The sequence below is a fragment of the Enterobacter sp. AC1 genome, assembly GCF_050434705.1.
GTDB classification, from domain to species: domain Bacteria; phylum Pseudomonadota; class Gammaproteobacteria; order Enterobacterales; family Enterobacteriaceae; genus Enterobacter; species Enterobacter cloacae_L.
Map to the genome: position 1 here is coordinate 350,914 of NZ_JBNDIZ010000003.1, position 24,885 is coordinate 375,798.

Annotated in this window: 21 protein-coding genes; 9 read left to right on the forward strand and 12 right to left on the reverse strand. The window is 56.3% G+C overall.

The features are described from left to right. Positions 1-69: 69 nt before the first annotated feature. From galS to M2433_RS11425, 4 genes are all read right to left on the reverse strand, one after another. Positions 70-1,092, reverse strand: a complete 1,023-nt coding sequence (gene galS, locus M2433_RS11410) for an HTH-type transcriptional regulator GalS (RefSeq protein ID WP_063957675.1) — start codon at positions 1,090-1,092, stop codon at positions 70-72. 155 nt (positions 1,093-1,247) lie between these two features. Further along, complete coding sequence (yeiB, locus tag M2433_RS11415) at positions 1,248-2,405, reverse strand: DUF418 domain-containing protein YeiB (RefSeq protein WP_429054299.1); 1,158 nt, start codon at positions 2,403-2,405, stop codon at positions 1,248-1,250. Between the two features lie 19 nt (positions 2,406-2,424). Further along, the gene (gene folE, locus M2433_RS11420; RefSeq protein WP_023312471.1) at positions 2,425-3,093 is read right to left on the reverse strand and encodes a GTP cyclohydrolase I FolE; all 669 of its coding nucleotides are present in this window, start codon (positions 3,091-3,093) and stop codon (positions 2,425-2,427) included. 102 nt (positions 3,094-3,195) lie between these two features. Beyond that, positions 3,196-4,344 carry a YbfB/YjiJ family MFS transporter gene (locus tag M2433_RS11425; protein WP_429054297.1) on the reverse strand — a complete coding sequence of 383 codons (1,149 nt, stop codon included), beginning with the start codon at positions 4,342-4,344 and terminating at the stop codon, positions 3,196-3,198. A 138-nt stretch (positions 4,345-4,482) separates the two neighbouring features. On the opposite strand from M2433_RS11425, the gene fghA reads away from it, so the two are divergent. Next, positions 4,483-5,310 (forward strand): S-formylglutathione hydrolase, encoded by an 828-nt coding sequence (gene fghA / locus M2433_RS11430; protein ID WP_429054296.1) that lies wholly within the window; start codon positions 4,483-4,485, stop codon positions 5,308-5,310. A 548-nt stretch (positions 5,311-5,858) separates the two neighbouring features. Here fghA and cirA read toward each other — a convergent pair. The 3 genes from cirA to yieE form a co-directional block, all read right to left on the reverse strand. Then, positions 5,859-7,829 carry a catecholate siderophore receptor CirA gene (gene cirA, locus M2433_RS11435; RefSeq protein WP_059311497.1) on the reverse strand — a complete coding sequence of 657 codons (1,971 nt, stop codon included), beginning with the start codon at positions 7,827-7,829 and terminating at the stop codon, positions 5,859-5,861. Between the two features lie 225 nt (positions 7,830-8,054). Next, positions 8,055-9,524 (reverse strand): amino acid permease, encoded by a 1,470-nt coding sequence (locus M2433_RS11440; RefSeq protein WP_047652522.1) that lies wholly within the window; start codon positions 9,522-9,524, stop codon positions 8,055-8,057. A 164-nt stretch (positions 9,525-9,688) separates the two neighbouring features. Further along, positions 9,689-10,555 (reverse strand): DNA-binding transcriptional regulator YeiE, encoded by an 867-nt coding sequence (yieE, locus tag M2433_RS11445; protein WP_024908171.1) that lies wholly within the window; start codon positions 10,553-10,555, stop codon positions 9,689-9,691. A gap of 97 nt (positions 10,556-10,652) precedes the next feature. Between yieE and M2433_RS11450 the strand changes: the two genes are divergently transcribed. Together M2433_RS11450 and nfo are read left to right on the forward strand one after the other, a co-directional pair. Next, on the forward strand, positions 10,653-11,699 hold the full coding sequence (locus M2433_RS11450; RefSeq protein ID WP_429054293.1) for a YeiH family protein: 1,047 nt from the start codon (positions 10,653-10,655) through the stop codon (positions 11,697-11,699). Positions 11,700-11,763: 64 nt separating this feature from the next. Beyond that, complete coding sequence (gene nfo / locus M2433_RS11455; protein ID WP_429054291.1) at positions 11,764-12,621, forward strand: deoxyribonuclease IV; 858 nt, start codon at positions 11,764-11,766, stop codon at positions 12,619-12,621. A 48-nt stretch (positions 12,622-12,669) separates the two neighbouring features. Here the strand turns inward: nfo and fruA are convergent, their stop codons facing one another. Genes fruA through fruB form a run of 3 tightly spaced genes read right to left on the reverse strand, consistent with a single transcriptional unit; the run spans position 12,670 to position 16,440 of the window. Then, the gene (gene fruA / locus M2433_RS11460; RefSeq protein ID WP_429054290.1) at positions 12,670-14,355 is read right to left on the reverse strand and encodes a PTS fructose transporter subunit IIBC; all 1,686 of its coding nucleotides are present in this window, start codon (positions 14,353-14,355) and stop codon (positions 12,670-12,672) included. 16 nt (positions 14,356-14,371) lie between these two features. Next, positions 14,372-15,310: a 1-phosphofructokinase gene (fruK, locus tag M2433_RS11465; protein WP_115875857.1), complete on the reverse strand. Its 939-nt coding sequence runs from the start codon at positions 15,308-15,310 to the stop codon at positions 14,372-14,374. Continuing rightward, entirely contained in the window at positions 15,310-16,440 is a 1,131-nt protein-coding gene (fruB, locus tag M2433_RS11470; RefSeq protein WP_429054289.1) for a fused PTS fructose transporter subunit IIA/HPr protein, read from the reverse strand. The genes fruK and fruB overlap by 1 nt, the downstream gene beginning before the upstream one ends. Before the next feature lie 362 nt (positions 16,441-16,802). Between fruB and setB the strand changes: the two genes are divergently transcribed. Continuing rightward, complete coding sequence (gene setB, locus M2433_RS11475) at positions 16,803-17,984, forward strand: sugar efflux transporter SetB (RefSeq protein WP_429054287.1); 1,182 nt, start codon at positions 16,803-16,805, stop codon at positions 17,982-17,984. On the opposite strand, the gene M2433_RS11480 is transcribed toward setB, so the two are convergent. Then, positions 17,981-18,235, reverse strand: a complete 255-nt coding sequence (locus M2433_RS11480; protein ID WP_023312483.1) for a YkgJ family cysteine cluster protein — start codon at positions 18,233-18,235, stop codon at positions 17,981-17,983. The two genes, setB and M2433_RS11480, sit on opposite strands and share 4 nt — an antisense overlap. 164 nt (positions 18,236-18,399) lie before the next feature. Between M2433_RS11480 and yeiP the strand changes: the two genes are divergently transcribed. Beyond that, a complete protein-coding gene (yeiP, locus tag M2433_RS11485; RefSeq protein WP_008500940.1) occupies positions 18,400-18,972 on the forward strand; it encodes an elongation factor P-like protein YeiP in 573 nt (190 codons plus the stop codon). Between the two features lie 117 nt (positions 18,973-19,089). Here the strand turns inward: yeiP and uxuA are convergent, their stop codons facing one another. Further along, complete coding sequence (gene uxuA, locus M2433_RS11490; protein ID WP_059311501.1) at positions 19,090-20,280, reverse strand: mannonate dehydratase; 1,191 nt, start codon at positions 20,278-20,280, stop codon at positions 19,090-19,092. 205 nt (positions 20,281-20,485) lie between these two features. Between uxuA and M2433_RS11495 the strand changes: the two genes are divergently transcribed. From M2433_RS11495 to mepS, 4 genes are all read left to right on the forward strand, one after another. Next, entirely contained in the window at positions 20,486-21,952 is a 1,467-nt protein-coding gene (locus M2433_RS11495; RefSeq protein WP_429054286.1) for a mannitol dehydrogenase family protein, read from the forward strand. 123 nt (positions 21,953-22,075) lie between these two features. After that, complete coding sequence (locus M2433_RS11500; RefSeq protein WP_429054285.1) at positions 22,076-23,062, forward strand: CobW family GTP-binding protein; 987 nt, start codon at positions 22,076-22,078, stop codon at positions 23,060-23,062. Between the two features lie 33 nt (positions 23,063-23,095). After that, on the forward strand, positions 23,096-23,797 hold the full coding sequence (locus M2433_RS11505) for a phosphatase PAP2 family protein (RefSeq protein ID WP_429054284.1): 702 nt from the start codon (positions 23,096-23,098) through the stop codon (positions 23,795-23,797). A gap of 427 nt (positions 23,798-24,224) precedes the next feature. Beyond that, positions 24,225-24,794: a bifunctional murein DD-endopeptidase/murein LD-carboxypeptidase gene (gene mepS / locus M2433_RS11510; protein ID WP_047346578.1), complete on the forward strand. Its 570-nt coding sequence runs from the start codon at positions 24,225-24,227 to the stop codon at positions 24,792-24,794. The last annotated feature ends 91 nt before the right edge of the window (positions 24,795-24,885 follow it).

The window sequence follows — 24,885 nt, forward strand, 5'->3', positions numbered from 1 at the left end:
TAGTCAGCGCCTTGTTAAGATACTGTGAATTTACTCACAGATTGAAAACGGTTACATCACATCACGTGATCAGTTAGTGATCGGAACCACAATTTGCCGGGGTGCCACGGAGTGACGACGCACTAAAGTCGGCATGAAACAATGTGTTGCCCCCGGATCCAGCAGCCCTGCTGCCCCCTGTAACGCCAGCTCAGTCGCCAGTTTCGCCATAGAGGCAATGGGGTAACGCACCGTTGTCAGCTGCGGGTCGGTGTAACGGGCAATCGGGATATCGTCAAAGCCGATGAGCGACAAATGCTGTGGCACCGCAATGCCGTTATCCTTCAGCGCCGTCAGGGCCCCTGCCGCCATGCTGTCGTTATAGGCAAACACCGCAGTAAGCTGCAGATTTCGCCCCAGCAGCTCCACCATGGCCGCCTCACCGCCCTGCATGTCAGGCGTTCCGGTTCCCGTCCAGCTGTCTGATGGCGTAATGCCGTGCTCTTTCAGGGCGTTTTGCCACCCCTCGCGCCGCAGTTCGTCATCTTCAATCTGGTGGCTGGAGGCCAGATAACCGATCCGCTGATGCCCGTTGTTGATGAGCATTTTGGTGGCCATCATGGCGCCGCTGACGTTATCCAGCCCGACGCAGCGGTGGGCATAGCCCGGGACGATGCGGTTAATGAGCACCATGCCCGGGATCTGATCCATAAACCCGATTAACTCTTCGTCGCTCAGGGCTTTTGAGTGGACAATCAGGGCATTACAGCGCTGGCGAATAAGCACTTCTATGGCATAGCGTTCCTTTTCTGCCTCATGATAGCTATTGCCGATCAGGACATATTTCTGATGCTGCTGGGCGACTACGTCCACCGCTTTCACCAGCGCGCCGAAAAAGGCATCCGATACATCCATCACCACAACACCGATAGTGTCGCTAACCTGCGTCGCAAGCGCCTGAGCATTGGCATTTGGCCGGTACCCGAGCTGGGTCACGGCTTTCATTACGGTTTCACGGGTTTCAGGGCTGACCAGCGCGCTGTTGTTCAGCACGCGCGAAACGGTAGCCACGGAAACGCCCGCCTGACGGGCGACGTCACGAATGGTGATCATATTCACCATCCTTCAAAGGATTGCAGCAACTCACAGACACCCCCTGTGTTTAGCAAGGTGGCTATTTTGGCAGCGAGAGAAAGGGGACTACGTGAAGAAGCTCACACTCATGAAAACGCTTACATCCGTTTTGTTAATGATTGTGATCCAGATCGTTATCTGGATGTATTTTTCAATGATATCCCTGAAGCATGTGCGGTTAACTGACGCCACACCCACTCCAGCGGTCCCTGGCGGAAATAGCGTAGCCAGAGAACAGAAAACGCCAGGTTTACTACCCAGACCGGGATAACAAACGCCAGCAGCGCGAGGCGGTCGAATTTCATAAACAGGCCAAAGCGATAGAAAAGCGTGGTGCATATCAGCGTTTGCAGGAGGTAATTGCTTAACGCCATGCGGCCCACGCAGGCGATAGCGCTGACAATCCACAGGCGAGAAAGCGTTGGCCAAAAGCCATAGATCAGCGCCGCATAGCCGATGGTCTGGAACGGCGCGCTCAGTTCACGCGGCACCTGGAGCAGGAAAGCGCACCAGCGGTAATCCCAGTGGAGGTGCCACTGCGCAATCACCGCCGGAAGGTTAATCAGCACGCCGAGCAGGACCAGCCCGGCGCCCGTGCGGCGATAGTGGCGCAGGCTAAATTCGCCTTTCAGCCAGCCGGTGCGCATCAGCGACGCGCCCATCAGCATCATTCCCGCCAGCTGCCAGCCGTATTGCGCGCCCAGCGCAAGGAGGTTATCCCCCAGCATATCCGCACGGTTGCTTATCGCTTCCGTACCGCCCTTCAGCTTCCAGAACTGCTCGTACTGCAGGTTAGCGGCATCCGGGACCCAGGCACGGTTTGTCGCCTCACCGGAGATCATCCCCAGCAGCAGCAGTACCCCAAGCCCCATGATATAGAGCATCACGCCGGTGTTAAACAGGCTTTTCACGCTGTGCGCGTCGCGAATAAGGCGCCAGCAGATGAGCCCGACTAAGCCATACGCGAGAAGAATATCGCCGTCCCAGAAGAGCAGACCGTGGATAAACCCGAGAAGTACCAGCAGCGTCAGGCGCGACTGTATCCAGCGCGTACCGCGTTTGAGGAGGAGCTGCAGGCCTGCGCCAAACAGCAGGGCAAAGAGCGTGAGGAATTTGACCTGGGCAAAGAGATCGAGGATTGCCCACGTCCAGGCATCACTGCGCGTGATGTCGCCATACCATGCAGGATTGAGATAAGCCGCCTTCGGCAGGCCGAAGGCGCTGATATTAAGCAGCAGGATACCGAGAATGGCGACGCCGCGAACAAAATCGAGCGTGACGTTTCGCTCCATGGTCCCTGCCCTGTAAGACTTAGTTGTGGTGACGAACGGCGCGCAGGAACTCCTGGCGGGTATTCTGGCTTGATTTAAACAGACCACCCAGCGAGGTTGTGGTGGTTGCACTGGTCGCATCACGCACGCCGCGCGCTTTCACGCAGTAGTGAACCGCGTCGATAGAGACGGCCACGTTATTGGTGCCCAGCAGCGTTTGCAGCGCGGTCAGGATCTGCTGCGTCAGACGCTCCTGCACCTGCGGACGCTGTGCAAAGAACTGCACGATGCGGTTGATCTTCGACAGGCCGATCACCGTATCTTTTGGGATATACGCCACGGTCGCTTTACCGTCGATGGTGACGAAATGGTGTTCGCAGGTGCTGGTCAGCGTGATATCGCGTACCGTGACCATCTCGTCCACTTTCATCTTGTTTTCGATGACGGTAATTTTCGGGAAGTTGGCGTAATCCAGGCCGGAGAAAATTTCGTCGACGTACATTTTTGCGATGCGGTGCGGCGTCTCCATCAGACTGTCGTCACTCAGATCGAGATTCAGCAGCTCCATGATCTCGGTCATATGACCGGCAATCAGACGCTTGCGGGTTTCATTGTCCAGATCCTGTACGGGCGGACGCAGTGGCGTTTCAAGACCGCGCGCAACCAGGGCTTCGTGGACCAGGGCAGCTTCTTTACTGAGTGATGACATTTTGTTCTCCTGCAGGTGTGGCGTCTTTTGCCCTCGTTGTGGCAAAAGTATGCGCTCATTGTGCGTGAGGCCGCGCACATAATCCAGTATTCACGACGATAATTATTGCAATTGCTGCTGCCTTTCAGCGTGACGATTCCAGACCAGAGCCCCGCCGACGAACAGCGCAACGCCCGCCAGCCCCAGCGCAGGCTCCAGCCGGTGGGTAAGCCAGGTTGATAACGCCGAGGTCATCGGCCCTACCAGCTGCCCTATGGCATACCCGGTGGTAAGCAGACCCGCCATATACCGCGTGTGGTTCGGTGCCAGCTCGCGGCCGTATAAAAGCGAGAGCTGAACGGCGCAGAGGAAACCGCCACCCACCAGCAGCCCCCCCGTCAGCAATCCAACTATTCCCGGCAGCAGCCAGGCCGCCAGCACGCCAGCCCCCTGCAACCACAGCACGATAGCCAGCCTGCGGTTAGCCGTTGAGGTGTGGCGCAACAGAATGCTGATCGCAATCCCCACCACGGCGGCGATACCAAAAATCGGCCAGACGAACTGGGCGAACAGGCTGCCGGGAAAACGTACTGCCGCCATTTGCGACAGGAAGGTCGCCGGCAGAATATAGCCAAACCCGGCCAGGCTGTAGCTCCAGACCAGGCGTTTTAAATCTGCCGTCAGCACCAGCGGCTCCGGCGCGGTTCCCGGTCGATGAAGTTGACCGGAACGCGGCAGGTAGCGCGCCACCAGGGCAATCAGCGCCAGCGCCAGCACGCCGTAGATTTGCCATGCCGCCCCGGCCGACAGGGATTTCGCCTGAATATAGACGGCGAGGAGCCCGCTCAGGGCTATTCCCGCTCCCGGGCCGGCAAACACGGCCGCGCTCAGGCCCGGTTTACCCAGCTGCCCCAGGCGCTCGTTAGTCCAGGCGGCAATCAGCACCATCGACCAGCCGCTCATGCAGCCAATCACAAAGCGCAGCAAACCGTGTACAACGGCGTTATCCGCCGCGGCAGAGAGCAGCGTCAACGCCACCGCGCCCGTGATGCCCAGCCAGAGGCGCGTTTCAACAAAGCGGTGCGCGCGCATCGCATCCCATGCGCCCACCAGATAGCCCAGGTAATTCATCGCCGCCACCAGGCCCGCGCTGGTCAGCGTAAGCTGCCCGGCAGCAATCATCAGCGGCACCTGAGGCGTAAAGGCAAAGCGCCCGATCCCCATTGCCACCACCAGAACGACGAACCCACTGAGCGCAATACGCAGCGCCATGACTGCTCCAAATGTTAAAGAAAAGTAAATTTATGATGCAGCATCTCGCCGTCCGGTGAAAGAGAAAGTTGCTCACAGGTCAATGAAAACGCTGTATTATGGATGGTATGAATGCGCATTCTCATTAAGGAGCCCTGCATGGAACTGCTCGAAGAGCACCGTTGTTTTGAAGGTCGACAGCAGCGCTGGCGGCACGACTCCACCGTTCTCAACTGTGCGATGACGTTCAATATTTTCCTGCCCCCGACGGAAAACCCGCCGGTTCTGTTCTGGCTTTCAGGCCTGACCTGCAACGACGAAAACTTCACCACCAAAGCGGGCGCGCAGCGTATTGCCGCCGAGCTGGGCATTGCGCTGGTGATGCCAGACACCAGCCCGCGTGGCGATGATGTGGCTGACGACGCAGGATATGACCTGGGCAAAGGCGCCGGGTTTTATCTGAATGCGACCGAACAGCCCTGGGCACGCCACTACCGTATGTACGATTACATTCGCGATGAGCTTCCTGCCCTGGTGCAGGCTCAGTTTGCGGTGGGTAACCGCTGCGCGATTAGCGGCCACTCGATGGGCGGTCACGGGGCGCTGATAATGGCGCTGAAAAACCCGGGTAAATACACCAGCGTGTCGGCATTTGCCCCTATCGTGAACCCCTCACAGGTGCCGTGGGGGCAAAAAGCCTTTACCCACTATCTGGGTGAAGATGCGGAAAAATGGCTGGCATGGGACAGCTGTGCGCTGATGCTGAACAGCAACCCTGAAGAGGCCATTCCCACTCTTATCGATCAGGGTGATGCGGATCAGTTCCTCGCCGGTCAGCTACAGCCTGCGGTACTGGCAGAAGCAGCGCGCCAGAAGGACTGGCCGCTGACGCTGCGCATTCAGCCAGGATACGATCACAGCTATTACTTCATCGCGTCCTTTATTGAGGACCATCTCCGCTTCCATGCGGAGCATTTGTTCGGTTAAGTGCGGTTAAGTGCGCTCTGATGCCCTCACCCTAACCCTCTCCCGCAGGGCTGAGGGATCCCCACAAAATAATGCCTGCACAGACGACCCCCTCTCCCTTGAGGGAGAGGGCTGGGGTGAGGGGGAACATACGGCTCTGGTGGTCATTCCGTTCACTTTATGTACCTTGCTACTCTGTAACGGCATGGCCTGTGAACGTGCCAGGGTGGCTCAATCGCCACCACCCTGGCGACCCGGGCTCCCGGCGGTAAATCGCCGCTTCGCGGTGCCCTCAGCTTATTCCTACCGGCTTATCGGGGACGGGCGGAGGTAACGTCCCTGTAAAGCCCGCCCTCTCGGCGCATCCCTGCGCCTCGCCCCGGCCTTACGGAAACGCCTCGGCGATGTACAGCCGGACCAGGGCACCGCTGTAAGCCATTAATTTTTCCGAAGCAACATTCATCGCTTCCGGTTAAAAAAATTACTGGGGATCCCTCACCCCACAGGGAGAGGGAATAAACACTAAAAACGGCAACTTACGTTGCCGTTTTGCTTTTAACCTGACTGGATCAGAACTTGTAATCCACACCCACGAAGTAACGGCGGCCATCTTCCGTATAGCTGTAATCGTCACGGCTCAGATCTTTATCCAGCAGGTTCTGCACGCCCGCACGCAGCTTCACGCTTTTCGTCGCCTGCCATGCGGCGCCGGTATTCCAGATGACGTAGCCACCCGGCGTTGGTGCACTACTGGTCAGCGCGCGTTTCTCACCGGTGTAGTTGCCCTGAACATAGAACGACCAGTCCTGCGTCGCCTTCCAGTCAACGGTACCGTTGGCGGTATGGAACGGCAGATCGGACAGCGGCTTGTTGCCACCGTTGCTGATATCACGACCGTCGTTATAGGTGTAGTTCAGCGTCACTTTCCAGTCTTCCGCCAGCGGGAATTTCAGCTCGGTTTCCACCCCACGGATGCGCGCCTTGTTGACGTTGTAGTAGCGGAAAATCGGTTCGCCGTCCGCATTCAGGCCAACGTAGTTAGGATAATCCTGCGCCTGATTCACATTGGCCGTACGGCTAATGCTGATGCGGTCATCCACATTGTTCTGGAAGGTGGTGACGCTGGCCTGCACGCCCTCTAACCAGCCCTCTTCTCCGCTGTAGTAGAGACCGAATTCAAAGCTCTCGCTGGTTTCCGGTTTCAGGTCCGGGTTACCGACAATCTCACAGGCACCGCGGCACGAGCCGGTGACCCAGTCCGGGCTCAGCTGCAGCAGTGACGGCGCTTTAAACGCGGTAGCCCAGCCGCCTTTCACCGTTACGGTATCGGTCGCGTTGTAGACCAGATAGGCTCGCGGACTCCAGTGGTCACCGTAGGTATCATGGTCGTCCATACGGATGCCGGTGGTCAGCGCCAGAGGTTCAAAGATACGCCACTCATCCTCCAGGAACAGAGCATACTGGCTTGTCGAGGTACTGCTGCTGGAACCGCCCGTCAGGTTGACCGGGTCTTTCAGCTTATCGTGACGCCATTCGCCGCCGAAGGTCAGCAACTGGTTGATTTCGCCCATCGGCAGCACGTATTTTCCGTCCACCGCGTTGCTCTCGGAGGTGATCGGATTGCTGTTGCCCGGGTTTTTGTTATCCACCTTTTCGCCGTAAACCTTCAGCTCGCTGTTGCCGACGCCCCAGCGACCATTGTGGCTGAGAGAGTAGTTCTGACGTTCAAGGCGGTTTTTATCGAGGGAATCCGAGTCACGATCCTGACGGTCGAAACCGTAGCCCGCCGTAAAGTCGTGATTTTCAGACGGTGTCCAGGCGAATTCCACATTCGCATCGCGGCTGGTGAAGCCCTCAATGCGCGGTGTTTCACCGCTCGCCGTAGTGGATGATTTCTGCTGAGCGTCTTTCTCACGCTTCGCGAGGCTACCGTAGGCTTTCAGCCCCAGCAGGCCGTCGACCAGCGGTCCGCTGGTGTAGAACTGACCGTTATACGTATCTCCACGATCGCGATGTTCCTGAATCGTGGAATCGGCGCTCAGGGTGCCCGTCCATTTCTGGCCGATTTTTTTGGTGATAATGTTCACCACGCCGCCCAGCGCATCGGAACCATAAAGAGAAGACATCGGTCCGCGCACCACTTCGATTCGTTCGATGGCGTCAACCGGCACCCAGTTGAGGTCGAAATCATTATGACGGAACACCGCGTTACGGGAGTTGACGCGCTTGCCGTCGATCAGGATCAGCGTATAGCTGCTGTCCAGTCCGCGAATACTTACCCCTTTACGGTTGTCCCCTTCGCTCGTGAGCTGAACGCCCGGCACATCCCGTAACACATCTTTCAGATTCTGAACGGGTTTGCGCTGCAAATCTTCCTGGGTAATCACGCTGATGCTTGCGGGTGCGTCTTTCAGGTTTTGCTCGGTCGCGGAGGCCGTTACAACCATTGTGTCGCCGGATTCCGCTGCGATAACAGGCAGGGCCAGGGACATTGCGGACGCACAAAGTCCTCCCCTGACGAAGGGATTCAACCTAAACATTCCATATCTCCATGAGGTAAATACAACTAAATCAAATCATCATCGCTCACAGCGTCTTCCTTGCCGCCCACATCTGCGGTGGGTCGGTGACACGCTTATTTTTGATAACGATAAAGCAAACGATAATTATTATCAATTAAATTGTTAAGAAATATATCTTTGTTTCAGGACGCGGGAATAAAAAAGCCCGCTCGAATGAGCGGGCTAAAGAGAGAGGAAGTGCGGTTATTGTTTAAATCGTTCCGGGAATTCCATTTCACTGTAGCGAACGAAGTGTGTTCCTTTCGTCAGCTTGTAGCCAAACCAGATGACGAGGAACAGCGGAATACCAATGTAGGTCGCCGTGACGGCGCCCCAGTCAATGGTGTCCGCCAGGAACGCTTCATAGTTCTGTCCGAGCGTAATGATCAGGCAAAGAATGAAGGCGAAAATGGGTCCCAGCGGGAAGAAGCCGGAGCGATACGGCAGCGAGTTAATATCATGACCCTGCTTGACGAAGCCGCGGCGGAAACGGTAGTGGCTAATGGCAATGCCCAGCCACGCGATAAAGCCCGTCATCCCTGAGGTGTTAAGCAACCAGAGGTACACCGTCTGGTTGCCAAACATGGAGGTCAGGAAGCACAGACCGGCGATTACCGTTGTCGCGTACAGCGCGTTACGTGGGACGCCGCCGCGGGACAGTTTCGCGAAGATACGCGGTGCCTTACCGTCGCATGCCAGCGTGTAAAGCATACGGGTGGACGCGTACATCCCGGAGTTACCGGCTGAAAGCACGGCGGTCAGGATAACGGCGTTCATCACTGCCGCGGCAGAAAGCAGGCCGGCGTGCTGGAAGACCAGCGTGAACGGGCTGACGCTAATGTCTTTAACGTCATTGCGCAGCAGGCTTGGATCGGTGTACGGAATGATCAGGCTGATAATGAGGATCGCGAACACATAGAACAGCAGGATACGCCAGAAGACCTGACGGACCGCCCGCGGAATATTTTTCTCCGGGTTCTCTGACTCACCGGCGGCGATGCCAATCAGCTCGGTCCCCTGGAAGGAGAAGCCGACAATCATTGCCACGCCAATCATCGCCGAAAGGCCACCGGCAAACGGTGCATCGCCTATCGCCCAGTTACTCCAGCCCGCAGGTTCAGCGCCTTTGAAAATACCAACGATCATCGCCACACCGACGACGATAAAGATGATGACGGTTGCCACTTTGATCAAAGAGAACCAGTATTCCGCTTCGCCGAAACCGCGCACGGAGATGTAGTTCAGCAGGAAGATGACGGCCAGGAACAGAGCGCTCCAGATCCAGCCCGGCGTATCCGGGAACCACCAGTTCATCACCAGCTGTGCGGCGACAAGGTCAACGGCGATGGTGACCGCCCAGTTGTACCAGTAGTTCCAGCCCAGCGCGAAACCGAAGCCTTCTTCAACGTATTTTTGACCGTAGGTCGAAAACGAACCGGATACCGGCATGTACGCGGCCAGTTCGCCCAGGCTGGTCATCAGGAAGTACACCATCAGGCCAATCAGAATATAAGAGAAAAGTGCCCCACCCGGGCCTGCTGCCGAAATCGTTGCGCCAGAGGCAACAAAAAGACCTGTACCGATTGAACCGCCAATCGCGATCATCGTCAGGTGACGCGCCTTCAGTTCACGACGTAGCGTGGGCGCTTCTGTGGTTTTAATTTCTGAAACCATATGAAAATGCTGTCCATTTAATAAATGAGGCGCGATTGTAGCAGACGATCCGCGTTCCTTCCGGCAGAAATACTCAGTTATAAGAGAGCTTCATGACTCGGCCAGGATTATAAGTAAAGCAGAAATCGGGGCTTTCCCCTCTCCCTTTTGGGGAGAGGGGAAGATTACATCTCGCAATAGCGCAGAAAACGCTGCAGCGAGCTGGAAAGGTGTTTCTGACGATGATGGATGCACCACAGGGTGCGCACCAGTTTCGGAAGCGGAACGGGGATTTCCACCAGCGAGCCCGTCTCAAGCTGTTCAGCAATGACGCGCCGGGAAAGACAGCTGATGCCCAGCCCGTGGCGCACCGCGTGCTTGATGGCCTCTGAGTTCCCCAGCTCCATCCCCAGCTGGAAATGCGGCAGATGGGAAAGCAGCAGGTAATCGACAATTTCACGCGTGCCGGAGCCCTGCTCGCGCAGGATCCACTGCGCCTGCGCGAGGCGTTCCAGCGTCACTTCCCCCTGCAGTAAAGACGAGGCCGGGGAAGCAAACACCACCAGCTCATCCTCCAGCCAGGGCTCGGCAATAATATCGACGTTATGGCAGGGTCCTTCGATGAGGCCGATATCCACGCGGAAATCGATCACCGCGTTGATGACGTCCTGGCTATTGCCCACGCTCATCTCCAGCGGCAGGGTTGGGAAATCCCGGCGGTAGCGGGCAATCACTTCCGGCAGAATGTAATTCCCGATGGTGCTGCTGGCGTAGACGCGGATCGCACCGTTGTCCTCGCGGAACAGCTGTTCGATTTCGATAGCCTGCTCGAGCAGCGCCAGCGCGCGCGGATAGAGCAGACGGCCATGTTCGTTGACCACCAGACGCTTCCCTACCCTGTCGAAAAGCTGGACGCCCAGCTGCCCTTCAAGATCGGTCAACGCCGCGCTAACCGCAGATTGAGAGAGCGCCAGCATCTGCGAGGCCTGCGTTGTCGATCCGCTTTTCAGCACTTCGGCAAAGACTTCCAGCTGACGCAATGTAATGTGCATGGTTACTTACCACTTATATAGATTAATTATAAGTATATAATCAATTTTATTTTTAAGCCAGAGCGCCGTAACCTTTAGCCAGACAAAGGAGAAGGTTATGTCAGAACTCACCTTACAGCATCATCGTACATTGTGGCACTTCGTGCCGGGTCTTGCGCTCAGCGCAGCGGTTACCGGCGTGGCGCTATGGGGCGGAAGTATTCCGGCCATCGCGGGGGCAGGCTTTAGCGCATTAACCCTGGCAATACTGCTCGGCATGGTCGTGGGCAATACCGTCTACCCGCGTATCTGGAAATCCTGCGACGGCGGCGTGATCTTCGCTAAACAGCATCTGCTGCGTCTGGGGATCATTCTTTACGGCTTTCGTCTCACCTTCTCGCAGATTGCAGATGTGGGCGTGAGCGGGATCGCCATCGACGTCCTGACCCTCACCAGCACCTTTTTGCTGGCCTGCTTTATCGGTCAGAAAGTCTTTGGCCTGGATAAGCACACCAGCTGGCTGATCGGGGCCGGGAGCAGTATCTGCGGGGCCGCGGCGGTGCTGGCAACGGAACCCGTCGTTAAAGCCGAAGCCAGCAAGGTGACAGTAGCGGTGGCGACGGTGGTGATCTTCGGTACGCTGGCAATTTTCCTCTACCCGGCGATGTATCCGCTGGTTGCCCACTGGTTTAGCCCGGAAACGTACGGCATTTATATTGGCTCAACCATGCACGAAGTGGCCCAGGTAGTCGCAGCAGGACACGCCATTAACCCGGAAGCCGAAAACGCGGCGGTGATTGCCAAAATGCTGCGCGTAATGATGCTGGCGCCGTTCCTGATTTTCCTGGCCGCGCGGGTTAAACAGCTGGCTCCGGCGGGTGGCAGCCAGAAAAGCAAAATCACCATTCCGTGGTTTGCGATCCTGTTTATCGTGGTGGCGATTTTCAACTCCTTCCACCTGCTGCCAAAAGCCGTAGTCGATATGCTGGTGACGCTGGATACCGTGCTGCTGGCAATGGCAATGGCGGCGCTGGGGGTGACCACGCACGTCAGCGCGCTGAAAAAAGCCGGTGCGAAACCGCTGCTGATGGCGCTGGTGCTCTTCATCTGGCTGATTGTCGGTGGCGGTGCCATTAACCTCGTGGTCCATAGCCTGATGGCATAAACCATCTCGTCCTTCTCCTGCTAACCCGCTATCATAAGCGTTTCGGGTTAGCAGGAGTTTTTTTATGAAATATGTTGGAGCGCACGTTAGCGCTGCAGGTGGCCTTGCGAATGCCGCCATTCGCGCCGCCGAAATTGAGGCAACCGCTTTCGCCCTGTTCACCAAAAATCAGCGTCAGTGGCGCGCCGCGCCGCTGACCTCTGAAGTGATTGATGACTTCAAAGCCGCCTGTGAGAAATACCGCTACGGGCCCGGCCAGATCCTCCCCCACGACAGCTACCTGATCAACCTCGGGCACCCGGTTCAGGAAGCGCTGGATAAGTCTCGCGAAGCGTTTCTGGATGAAGTGCAGCGCTGCGAACAGCTGGGGCTGACGCTGCTGAACTTCCATCCGGGTAGCCACCTGATGCAAATCGATGAAGATGCCTGCCTGGCGCGCATTGCTGAGTCCATCAACATCACCCTGGATAAAACCCAGGGCGTCACCGCGGTGATTGAGAATACCGCCGGTCAGGGCAGCAACCTCGGCTTTAAGTTCGAACATCTGGCGGCCATTATTGACGGCGTGGAAGATAAAACCCGCGTCGGCGTGTGCATTGATACCTGCCACGCCTTTGCGGCCGGCTATGACCTGCGCACGACCGAGGCAACGAAAAACACGTTTGATGAGTTTGAGCGCATCGTGGGCTTTAAGTATCTGCGCGGAATGCACCTAAACGATGCGAAAAGCGCCTTTGGCAGCCGCGTTGACCGCCACCACAGCCTGGGCGAAGGCAACATCGGCCATGACGCGTTCCGCTTTATCATGCAGGACGCCCGCTTCGACGGTATTCCGATGGTGCTTGAAACCATCAATCCGGATATCTGGGCAGAAGAGATTGCCTGGCTCAAGGCGCAGCAAACTGCTGAACAGGCGGCATAAAAAAAAGCCGGGGGCATAATGCAACCCGGCTTTTTTGTTGTTTATTGCTTACGCTGCTTTTGCCACGACTTCCGCTTCCGGACGTTTCAGCACTGCGTAAGAGAGACCCGCCACCAGCGTACCGGCAACGATTGCCAGCAGGTAGCCCAGTACTGGGGTGATAGCGCCAGGGATCAGCAGAACAAACAGGCCGCCGTGCGGTGCCATCAGTTTTGCGCCAACCGCCATGGAGATAGCCCCCGTCACAGCACCACCCACGATACAGCACGGCAGCACGCGCATTGGGTCACGGGCCGCGAACGGAATCGCCCCTTCGGTGATGAAGCACAGACCCAGCACCAGCGCGGCTTTACCGCCTTCCTGCTGCGCTTTGTCGAACTTACGGCGGGCAATAATCGTCGCCAGACCGAGCGCCAGCGGAGGCACCATACCGGCCGCCATGATGGCCGCCATCGGCGCGTAGGTCTGGGTACTCAGCAGGCCAACGCCAAAGGCGTACGCCGCTTTGTTCACCGGACCACCCATGTCGGTACACATCATGCCACCGAGGATAGCCCCCAGCAGAACCGCGTTAGCGGTGCCCATGGTTTGCAGCCAGTGGGTCAGACCCGCCAGGATGCCCGCAACAGGTTTACCAATCAGGTAAATCATCGCCAGACCGACCACCAGGCTGGAAATCAGCGGGATGATCAGAATCGGCTTCAGGGCTTCCATACTTTGCGGCAGCTTCAGCTTCGCGCTGATGAGCTTCGCGACGTAACCGGCCAGGAAGCCGGCGATGATACCGCCGATAAAGCCGGAACCGGTGCTCACGGCCAGCATACCGCCGATAAGACCCGGCGTCAGGCCAGGACGGTCAGCGATGGAGAAGGCAATAAAGCCTGCCAGAACGGGGACCATCAGCGCGAACGCGGATCCACCGCCAATCTGCATTAACGCAGCGGCCAGCGTTCCTTGTTCTTTGAACGCGGTAATGCCAAATGCGAACGAGAGGGCAATACACAGACCACCCGCAACCACCATCGGCAGCATGTAAGACACGCCGGTCAGCAGATGGCGATAGGCGCCTGCAGACTCTTTCTTACCTTCCGTTGCGGTTTGACGCGCGCCGGTTGCCTGATACGGCTTCGCTTCCACCAGCGCTTTATCAAACTCCTGAGCGGTTTTTTTCAGCGCCAGGCCGGTAGAGGTACGGTACATAGGCTTACCGGCAAATTTCGCCAGATCCACTTCGATATCCGCCGCCACGATCACCAGATCGGCCTCAGCCACTTCTTCAGGGGTGATGGCGTTGCCGGCACCAACGGAGCCGCGGGTTTCAACTTTTATCCACCAGCCGCGTTTTTTCGCTTCGGTTTCAATGGCTTCAGCCGCCATAAAGGTGTGAGCTACGCCCGTCGGGCAGGCCGTCACCGCCACAATGCGTTTCGGCCCTGAGGCCGCAGCCGGCGCCGTCGCGACAGGCGCGCTGTAGACGGACGCGTGACCTTTCGCTTCACTCAGGAACAGTTCCGGGTGTGCCACCGCGCGATTAATATCGCCCAGCCACACTTTTTTGCCGTTCAGCGCACTGTCAGCCGGGATTTTATCGCCCAGTACAATGGCCAGCTCCGCATCGCCTGGATTATCGATAATATCCAGATGTGCTTTTTGTGCCGCCGCGCCCAGCAAGGTCTTCGCCATATAGGCGCGAGCCTGTCCGAGACCGGAGTCAATGATCAGCAGCGTTTTCATTATTCCTCTCCTGCTGTTAGTTAAAAGGTTTTAAGTCAACGCGCGCCATCATCGCGGCTAACTGGGTACGATCGGTAATACCGACATTGCTCTGGCTTACGGCCAGGGCAGCAACGGCGGTGGCAAGACGTAAAGTATGTTCACTGGATTCACGCATCAGCAGACCGTAGATAAGGCCACCAACCATGGAATCCCCCGCGCCAACGGTACTCACGACTTCCATTGACGGCGGTTTGGCAATCCATTCACCTGAAGCGTTAACCCATAACGCCCCTTCAGCACCCAGCGAAATCACCACGTGAGCGATACCCTGCTCGCGCAGCGCATGGGCAGCTTCAATCACATCCTTTAATTCTGGCAGCTTACGGCCTGCCCAGATCTCCAGCTCGCGACGATTTGGTTTCACCAGCCACGGAGAGGCTTTAAGACCCGCCACCAGCGCATCGCGGCTGCTGTCGAAAATAATGCACGGGCACTGGCTGCGCAGGCGCGTCATCCAGTCGGTAAACGCCTCCGGGCTCACGCCGGACGGCAGGCTGCCGCTAACGCAGACCATGTCAAACTGGCCAAGCCAGGTCAGCGAGTCGTTAACAAAACGTTCCCAGTCTGATGGCGTTACTTCGAAGCCAGAGAAGTTGAGATCGGTCACTTCACCGTCTTTCTCGGTCAGCTTAACGTTGATACGGGTACGGCCCTGAACAACCTGAAAACGGTTGGCAATGCCCAGCTCGCTGAACAGCTGCTGGAAGCCATCCTGGTTATCTTTACCGAGGAATCCGCCCACGGTGACATCGATACCGAGATCCTTGAGCACTTTCGCGACGTTAATCCCTTTACCCGCAGCATGCAGGCCAGTGGTACGCACGAGGTTGACTTCGCCGCGCTCAATTTCCGGGCAAAATCCCACCAGGTCATAAGCCGGGTTCAGCGTAATAGTCGCAACACGTCTGCTCATTATGCGCCCTCCCCCAGACCTGCAGCGATGGCGTCGCCAATCGCTTTCAGCGCCTGTTCAGCATCCGCACCCTGCGCGGTGAAACGCAGTCGGTGGCCTTTCTTCACGCCCAGCGCGACAACTTTCATCAGACTACGGCCGTTGGCCGGTTTGCCCGTGCCATCAAGATTCGCCACGGTGATCTCACTCTCGAATTGTTTAATGGTATTCACCAGCATGGTGCCAGGACGGGCATGCAGGCCGTGCTCGTTGCGCACAACGAACTCCGCCGACTGCACGTCATCCGTCAGCGCATCATCACTGGTCAGCAGTGCCAGCACGGTAGAGGCATCAGCGTTCAGCAGTTTTTCAGCTTTGTTGTTCAGCAACAGGTCGCCCAGACGCTTCAGCACGGAAACCGGCCGATCGTCGTTCATCGCTACGGTCACCAGCATGGCTGCGCGCTCGCCTTCGACGTCAAACGCATTGGCCGCACGGCTCACGGCGATAGCACTGCGCAGGTTGCCTTCAGCACTGTCGTTCAGCCAGATACCTTGCCCCAGATTCAACGGCTTATCGTTGATCGCGCGGGTGACAAAGGTGGCATCTGCCGCACCGGCTTCTTTCAGACGACCCGCGTTCAGCGCCTGCAGCGTCACCAGATCGGAGGCTGCCACGTCCAGCGTCAGCGTTTCGTTATCCAGTTTCAGCGCTTCACTCTGTTTTTCGCCCATCAGCAAGGCGCGCAGCTCTTCCGCCGTCGTAGCGGACTTAAGCTGTTCAGCTACCGCGTCATCGCTCAGGACATGCGTCAGCTGACGCAGCAGGCCTAAATGTTCGTCGCTGCTGGCCGCGATACCGATAGCCACGTAAGCCACCTGACCGTCACCCCAGAGCACGCCCTGCGGGAACTGGTAAACCTGAACGCCGGTTTTCAGCACCTGATCGCGGGTGTCGGTTGTGCCGTGCGGAATGGCAATGCCATTGCCGAGGAAGGTTGAGGTCTGCTGCTCACGCGCCAGCATGCCGTTTACATAGCCGTCCGCGACGTTACCCGCCTGCACAAGCGCAGCGGCAACCTGGCGAATAGCCTCTTCTTTATCCCCGGCCTGAGCGCCCGGGTGGATATCCTGAACAGATAACTGGAACATGGTTCTCCACTCCTGCTGAACTTGAATCGTTTCAGCTTTAATAAGAAAAAATGCGCTAGCCTGCTCCGTTTGTTTAAACAAGATAGCGCTGAAACGTTTCAAAAAGTCTTGCGCTTTCTGCAAAGCCTTGCAAGTAAACTCGTCTTTCTGATGTCAGAATTTAGAGATACAGCACATTTCTTCTTCGTTCAGCTGAATTTTGCTGAAGTTCAGCAAGTCAGTTTCAGCTAAGGTCAGCCAGCCTGTTCAGAAGTTGAAATGCCATTTTGATTTTTCGTGGCATCATTGACCGCACCCACTGTTTATTTTTTAGCTGACGGCGTAAACTCCGCCTCCTCTCTGCTACTCGCTAATTATAAAACATGCATAACACCCCTGCGGCCGCCTCGCCGAAGCCCTTTGATTTAACCTCAGCGGCATTTCTGGTTGTTGCCTTCTTCACGGGCATTGCCGGTGCGTTACAGACGCCGACGCTGAGTTTATTTCTGACGAATGAGGTTCACGCCCGCCCGGCAATGGTCGGCTTCTTTTTTACCGGCAGCGCCATCATCGGCATTCTGGTCAGTCAGTTTCTGGCGGGGCGATCCGACAGAAAAGGCGATCGTAAAAGCCTGATCGTTTTCTGCTGTCTGCTGGGGGTATTGGCCTGCGTTCTGTTTGCCTGGAACCGCAACTATTTCATTTTGCTCTTCGTCGGGGTGTTCCTGAGCAGCTTTGGCTCGACGGCGAACCCGCAGATGTTCGCCCTTGCCCGCGAACACGCCGACCATACCGGGCGTGAAGCGGTGATGTTCAGCTCCGTTCTGCGTGCTCAGGTGTCGCTGGCGTGGGTAATTGGCCCGCCGCTGGCTTACGCGCTGGCGATGGGGTTTGGCTTTACGGTGATGTACCTGAGCGCGGCCGTCGCATTTGTGGCGTGCGGCGTGCTGGTGTGGTTCTTTCTGCCGTCCATGCGCAAAGAGCCGAAAGTGGTAACGGGCGTGCTGGAAGCGCCGCGCCGCAACCGCCGCGATGCCCTGCTCCTGTTTGTTGTCTGCACGCTGATGTGGGGTACCAACAGCCTGTATATCATCAATATGCCGCTGTTTATTATTGATGAACTGCACCTGTCGGAGAAGCTGGCGGGTATTATGATGGGTACCGCAGCCGGGCTTGAAATCCCGACCATGCTTATCGCGGGCTATTACGCAAAGCGCTTTGGGAAGCGTTTTTTAATGCGCATCGCCGCCGTCGCCGGCCTGCTGTTCTATATCGGTATGTTGACGGTTCATACGCCGGGGCTGTTGCTGGCTTTACAGCTGCTGAACGCCATTTATATTGGCATTCTCGCCGGGATAGGCATGCTCTACTTCCAGGATCTGATGCCGGGTCAGGCAGGCTCTGCCACCACCCTTTATACTAATACCACCCGCGTGGGCTGGATTATCGCCGGCTCAATGGCTGGCGTCGTGGCTGAAATCTGGAACTACCACACGGTGTTCTGGATTGCGCTGGTGATGTGTACGCTGACGATTGGCTGCCTGACGCGGATTAAAGACGTTTAGGGCGCGGTGAGCGCTTCCAGTTCAAGAAGGTACGTCATCGCCTGCCCTCGCGTGCTGCCGCACATTTCGGCAGTGGGCTGAAGGCCGGAGCAGACCTTCGGGCGCAACGGTGAGCCAAAGATCATGCACAGATTCGTTTCCGAGAGCTGAACGCAGCGGGTATTGGCAGGCTTGCCCTCGGGCATTCCTGGAATGGGACTTGAAATGGACGGTGCAGTACAGCACGCGCCACAGTCTGGACGGCAATCCATAAATGCTCTCTTTCGCTGACGGACGCCCGCGCAGTCGGGCATCGCGCGCACAGTAACACCTTTTGCGTATTGATAGCAAAAGCCGCGAATTCCTCTTGCCTGAAAGGCCGCGCGCGAGTAATTTGGCGCGATATTTTTTACCTTCCGTAAACAGGATTACTGCAATGCCAAGAGCGAACGAAATTAAGAAAGGTATGGTGCTGAATTACAACGGCAAACTGCTGATTGTGAAAGATATCGACATTCAGGCCCCGAGCGCCCGTGGTGCAGCAACGCTGTACAAAATGCGTTTCGCCGATGTGCGTACCGGCCTGAAAGTGGAAGAGCGCTTTAAAGGTGACGATATCGTCGATACCGTGACCCTGACCCGCCGCTATGTCGATTTCTCCTACATCGACGGCAACGAATACGTGTTCATGGATAAAGAAGATTACACCCCGTACATCTTCACCAAAGATCAGATCGAAGAAGAACTGCTGTTCATCCCTGAAGGCGGTATGCCTGATATGCAGGTTCTGACCTGGGACGGCGTGCTGCTGGCGCTGGAACTGCCTCAGACCGTCGATCTGGAAATCGTTGAAACCGCGCCTGGCATCAAAGGCGCATCAGCAAGTGCCCGCAACAAACCGGCTACCCTGACGACCGGCCTGGTTGTGCAGGTGCCGGAATATCTCTCCGCTGGCGAGAAAATCCGCATCCATATCGAAGAAAAACGCTATATGGGTCGCGCTGACTGATTGCGGCATTTGTCGGGTGACGGCTTCGCCTTACCCGACCTACAAAAACACAAAAACCGGCTCTCAGGCCGGTTTTTGTGTAGGCCCGGTAAGCGTAGCGCCACCGGGCAACAGAGCTTACAGAAGCTCCGGATACTTCGTCATCTTCAGCGCCAGCTCAACGCCGCGCACTTCCGCCATTCCTTTAAGACGGCCAATCGCCGAATAGCCCGGGTTGGTCTTCTTACGCAGATCGTCCAGCATCTGGTGTCCGTGATCCGGACGGAACGGGATAGGACGCACATCGCCAGCCTGCTTACGACGTGCTTCTTCCGCCAGAATAGCATCCACCACCGCGACCATATTCACATCGCCGCCAAGGTGCGCCGCCTCGTGGAAGGTTTTCGGGTTCGCTTCACGGCAGGTCGCACGCAGATGCGTGAAGTGGATACGATCGCCGAAGGTTTCAATCATCCGTACCAGATCGTTATCCGCGCGCACGCCGTAGGAGCCGGTACACATGGTAAAGCCGTTATAGATGCTGTTTACCGTCTCTTTTAGCCACTGCATATCTTCAAGGGTGGAAACGATACGCGGCAGGCCAAGGATAGGACGCGGTGGATCGTCCGGGTGCACGGCGAGGCGCACTCCCGCCTCTTCAGCGACCGGCACGATAGCGCGCAGGAAATACGCCATGTTTTCACGCAGCTGGTGCTTATCAATATCGCCGTATTCAGCCAGACGCGCGCGGAACTGATCCAGCGTATACCCCTCTTCAGCACCCGGCAGGCCAGCAATAATATTACGGGTCAACTTTTCGATGTCTGCTTCGCTAGCGGCGTTAAACCACTCACGCGCCTGCTGCTGCTCTTCTGCGGTGTAATCCGCTTCGGCACCAGGGCGTTTCAGAATGTGCAGTTCGAATGCCGCAAAGGCAATCTGATCGAAACGCAGCGCTTTTGAACCGTCCGGCATCTGATACTCAAGGTCGGTCCGCGTCCAGTCCAGAATGGGCATGAAGTTATAGCAGACCGTATCAATGCCGCAGGCCGCCAGGTTGCGAATGCTCTGCTGGTAGTTAGCAATCCAGGTCTGGTACTCACCGGAATGGGTTTTGATCTCTTCATGAACCGGAATACTTTCCACCACAGACCAGGTTAATCCCTTCTCCGCCAGCAGCGCCTGACGCTGTTGAATTTCCTCAATCGGCCATACCTGACCGTTAGGAATATGATGCAGCGCCGTGACGACACCCGTTGCGCCAGCCTGACGCACATCATCAAGAGAAACCGGATCGTTCGGCCCGTACCAACGCCAGGTTTGTTCCATTGCCTCACCCTCTTAAGTTGTTATACCAATATGCGTTACTGCAATGACGACTACCATACATGTTTGCCGCTAAGGGTCAACATACCGCCACACATTGATTGATCAAACTCACAGAACGGGGATATTTACGGCTCACCAATTTTATTTGCTGTCATATAACTTTACACTGACATTGTTAATTAATGGTTAATCAGGTGTGTATTTCATGAAGACAATTGCCTCCACCTCGCTTCCTGCCCACGTTCAGCAACCTCGCTACGATCGGTCGCAATTACGCTCCCGCATCGTCCATTTTGGCTTTGGTGCCTTTCACCGCGCGCACCAGGCTTTGTTAACAAACCGGGTGCTGAATGAAAAAGGCGGCGACTGGGGGATTTGTGAGATTAGCCTTTTCAGCGGCGACGTGCTGATGGGCCAGCTGCGCGCGCAGGATCATCTGTTTACCGTGCTGGAGAAAGGCGCAGAAGGCAATCAGCCGATTATCGTCGGTGCCGTCCACGAATGCCTGAACGCAAAGCTGGACTCTCTGCCGGCGATTATTGAGAAATTTTGTGAGCCTCAGGTGGCGATTGTGTCGCTCACCATCACGGAGAAAGGCTACTGTATCGATCCCGCGACCGGTAAGCTGGATTTACACAACGCCCGGATCGTCCACGACCTTGAAAACCCCTCAGAGCCGCATTCCGCCCCTGGGATCCTGGTCGAAGCGCTCCACCGCCGCCGCGAGCGCGGCCTGCCCGCCTTTACCGTGCTTTCGTGCGACAATATTCCCGACAACGGGCACGTGGTGAAAAACGCGGTGCTGGGCATGGCGCAAAAACGTTCCGCAGCGCTGTCAGAATGGATTGATAGCCACGTCAGTTTCCCGGGAACGATGGTCGACAGGATTGTTCCCGCCGCGACCGAAGCCTCGCTGGCGGAAATCACCGACGCGCTCGGCGTTGAAGATCCGTGCGCCATCAGCTGCGAGCCGTTTATTCAGTGGGTAGTGGAAGATAATTTTGTCGCCGGCCGTCCGGCGTGGGAAGCTGCGGGCGTCCAGATGGTGCAGGACGTTCTGCCGTGGGAGCAGATGAAGTTACGCATGCTCAACGGCAGCCACTCTTTCCTGGCGTATCTGGGGTATCTCGCCGGCTACGCGCATATTAATGAATGTATGGAAGACGCAGCCTTCCGCGAAGCCGCCCGGCGGCTCATGCTGAACGAACAGGCTCCTACATTGCGTATTAAGGATGTCGACCTTACCGCATACGCCGACAGCCTGCTCGAACGCTTTGCCAACCCGGCACTTCAGCATCGCACGTGGCAAATTGCGATGGACGGCAGCCAGAAGCTGCCCCAGAGAATGCTGGATGGGATCCGCGTCCATCTTGAGCGGAAAACGCCGTGGCCGCTGCTGGCCCTGGGCGTGGCCGGGTGGATACGCTATGTCAGCGGTACCGATGACCGTGGCAACGCGATTGACGTTCGCGATCCCCTCAGCGAGAAAATCCGCGCGATTGTCGACGCCAGCAGCGACGCCGGGCGCGTCAACGCGCTGCTGGGGCTGAGCGAGGTCTTTGGACACGATCTCGCGCAAAACCGCACGTTTGTTGATGCTGTCAGCCAGGCATATCAGCGCATAGCCCACCGCGGCGCGCGTCAGGCTGTTATTGAAACGTTAAATATTTAGCGATTATTGCGCTTAACGCGAACGGATGCGGCCTCCGTTCGCCCTTCCCCTTCTCATTGGGCACATTTTTCGCCAGGATAAGAGAATAGTGTTATAGCATCACAATTCTCTTGCGGAGCACACGTGACCAAAACCAACCTCATCACCGGTTTTCTCGGCAGCGGTAAAACCACCTCCATTCTTCACCTGCTGGCGAATAAAGATCCGGCCGAGAAATGGGCTGTGCTGGTCAATGAATTTGGCGAGGTGGGCATTGATGGCGCATTGCTGTCATCCAGCGGCGCGATGATTAAAGAGATCCCCGGTGGATGCATGTGCTGCGTCAATGGCCTGCCGATGCAGGTGGGGCTCAATACCCTGCTGCGTCAGGGCAAACCCGACCGTCTGCTGATTGAACCCACCGGGCTCGGTCACCCGAAGCAGATCCTCGATTTACTCACCGCCCCGGTGTACGAGCCGTGGATCGATCTGCGCGCCACCCTGTGCCTGCTCGATCCTCGTCAGCTACTGGATGAAAAATCGGTGGCCAATGAGAACTTCCGCGATCAGCTCGCCTCGGCAGACGTTATCGTCGCCAATAAAGAAGATCGCGCCACGGCGGAAAGCCAGGCCGCGCTGGACGCGTGGTGGCAGCATTTCGGCGGCAACCGCACGCGAGTGCAGGCCACACAGGGGAAAATTGACGGCGCCCTGCTTGACTTGCCTCGTCTGAACCTCACCGAGCTGCCTGCCAGCGCGGATCACGCGCACGGTCATCCGATTAAGCAGGGTCTGGCTGCACTGAGCCTGCCGGAGCACCAGCGCTGGCGTCGTAATCTGAACAGCGGCCAGGGATATCAGGCCTGTGGATGGATTTTTGATGCTGACACCGTTTTCGACACCATCGGGATTCTGGAGTGGGCCAGACTTGCGCCCGTCGATCGCGTGAAAGGGATCATGCGCACGCCGGACGGCCTGGTGCGGATCAATCGCCAGGGCGACGATTTCTTTATCGAAACGCAAAATGTGGCGCCGCCTGACAGCCGTATAGAGTTAATTAGTGCGGTTAACGCCGACTGGAATGCCCTACAGTCCAGCCTGTTGAGGATTCGTTTAAGTTCGGGCGGCTAACGTTGCCCCAGTTTTCACTCTATGCAGAACGTTATGACAACTCGATTTCCCCTGATATTACTGCTTAATGTCGCCGGCCTGGCGCTGTTCTTCTCCTGGTATATCCCGGCGGATCATGGTTTCTGGTTCCCGCTGGATTCTGCCATTTTTCACTTCTTCAACCAGGAGCTGGTGAAGAGCAACGCGTTCCTGTGGCTGGTGGCAATCACCAACAACCGCGCCTTTGACGGCTTCTCCCTGCTGGCCATGGGCTGCCTGATGCTCTCTTTCTGGCTGAAAGAGGATAAGGCCGGACGTCGGCGCATCCTGATTATCGGCCTGGTGATGCTGCTGTTTGCTGTGCTAATTAACCAGCTTGCCACTGCGATTATTCCGGTGAAGCGTTCAAGCCCAACGCTGTTCTTCACCGATATTTATCGCGTCAGCGAGCTGCTGCATATTCCAACAAAAGATGCGTCGAAGGACAGTTTCCCCGGCGATCACGGGATGATGCTGCTTATTTTTTCCGCAATTATGCTTCGCTATTTCGGCAAAAAAGCCTTTGCCATAGCCCTGATTATTTTTGTGGTTTTTGCCTTCCCGCGCGTAATGATTGGCGCCCACTGGTTCACCGATATTGCCGTCGGTTCGCTTTCCGTTGCGCTGATTGCGCTGCCGTGGTGTCTGTTGACCCCGCTGAGCGACAGGATAATAGCGTTGTTCGATCGCTATCTTCCCGGCAAAGCGCAACAATAATTAAACAAATAACTCACTCAAATTAACGCTAGCTATCAGGGATCGACATGATCCCTGATGCTGCTCCCAGCGCGATCTTTCCCCACTGTCATATTCTCGTCATCATATTCATGATAAAAATGAAGCAATTGCGCGATTAGGCGTCGGATCTGACGGTAATTTAAGCAATTACGGATTTTTACTTTCTGTATCACATTTTCTTATAAAAAAAAGGCTTTTTTTACTCGCAATACCCCTGGCAATCGGTTAATCTCGAACTCGTTTTGCCCCATAGAGATAATTATTTCGCTGGTGAATAATTTTGTGCGCTGTGCCACAAATGTGACCAGAAAGAATTGTCTCAATGTGAACAGATAATTAGTCTCGTCACGTTTGGCATTTTTATAACGATATTTGTCGTTAAGGACTTCAAGGGATAATAAACAAAATGGTCAAATCTCAACCGTTTCTGAGATATATCTTACGGGGGATCCCGGCGATAGCAGTCGCGGTACTGTTGTCTGCATGTAGTACATCGAACACCGCAAAGAATATGCATCCTGAGACGCGTGTTGTGGGAATGGAAGATTCCTCGTCACTGCAAGCCTCTCAGGATGAATTTGAAAATATGGTACGTAATCTGGACGTGAAGTCCCGCATTATGGACCAGTATGCTAGCTGGAAAGGCGTGCGCTATCGTCTTGGCGGCAGCACAAAAACAGGTATTGATTGTTCCGGTTTTGTACAGCGTACGTTCCGCGAGCAGTTTGGGTTAGATCTTCCGCGTTCAACCTATGAACAGCAGGAGATGGGCAAGTCGATTTCGCGCACTAAACTTCGCACCGGTGACTTAGTTCTGTTCCGTGCAGGTTCCACGGGTCGACATGTTGGCATCTATATTGGTAACGACCAGTTTGTACATGCCTCCACCAGCAGCGGTGTGACCATTTCCAGCATGAACGAGCCGTACTGGAAGAAGCGCTATAACGAAGCGCGCCGCGTATTGACCCGCAGTTAATATGATAATTGTATCGTTGGTTATCCCTTGGCTGACGATATGATGAAAAAAAGCACTGCTTCGGCAGTGTTTTTTTTTGCCCATTACACTG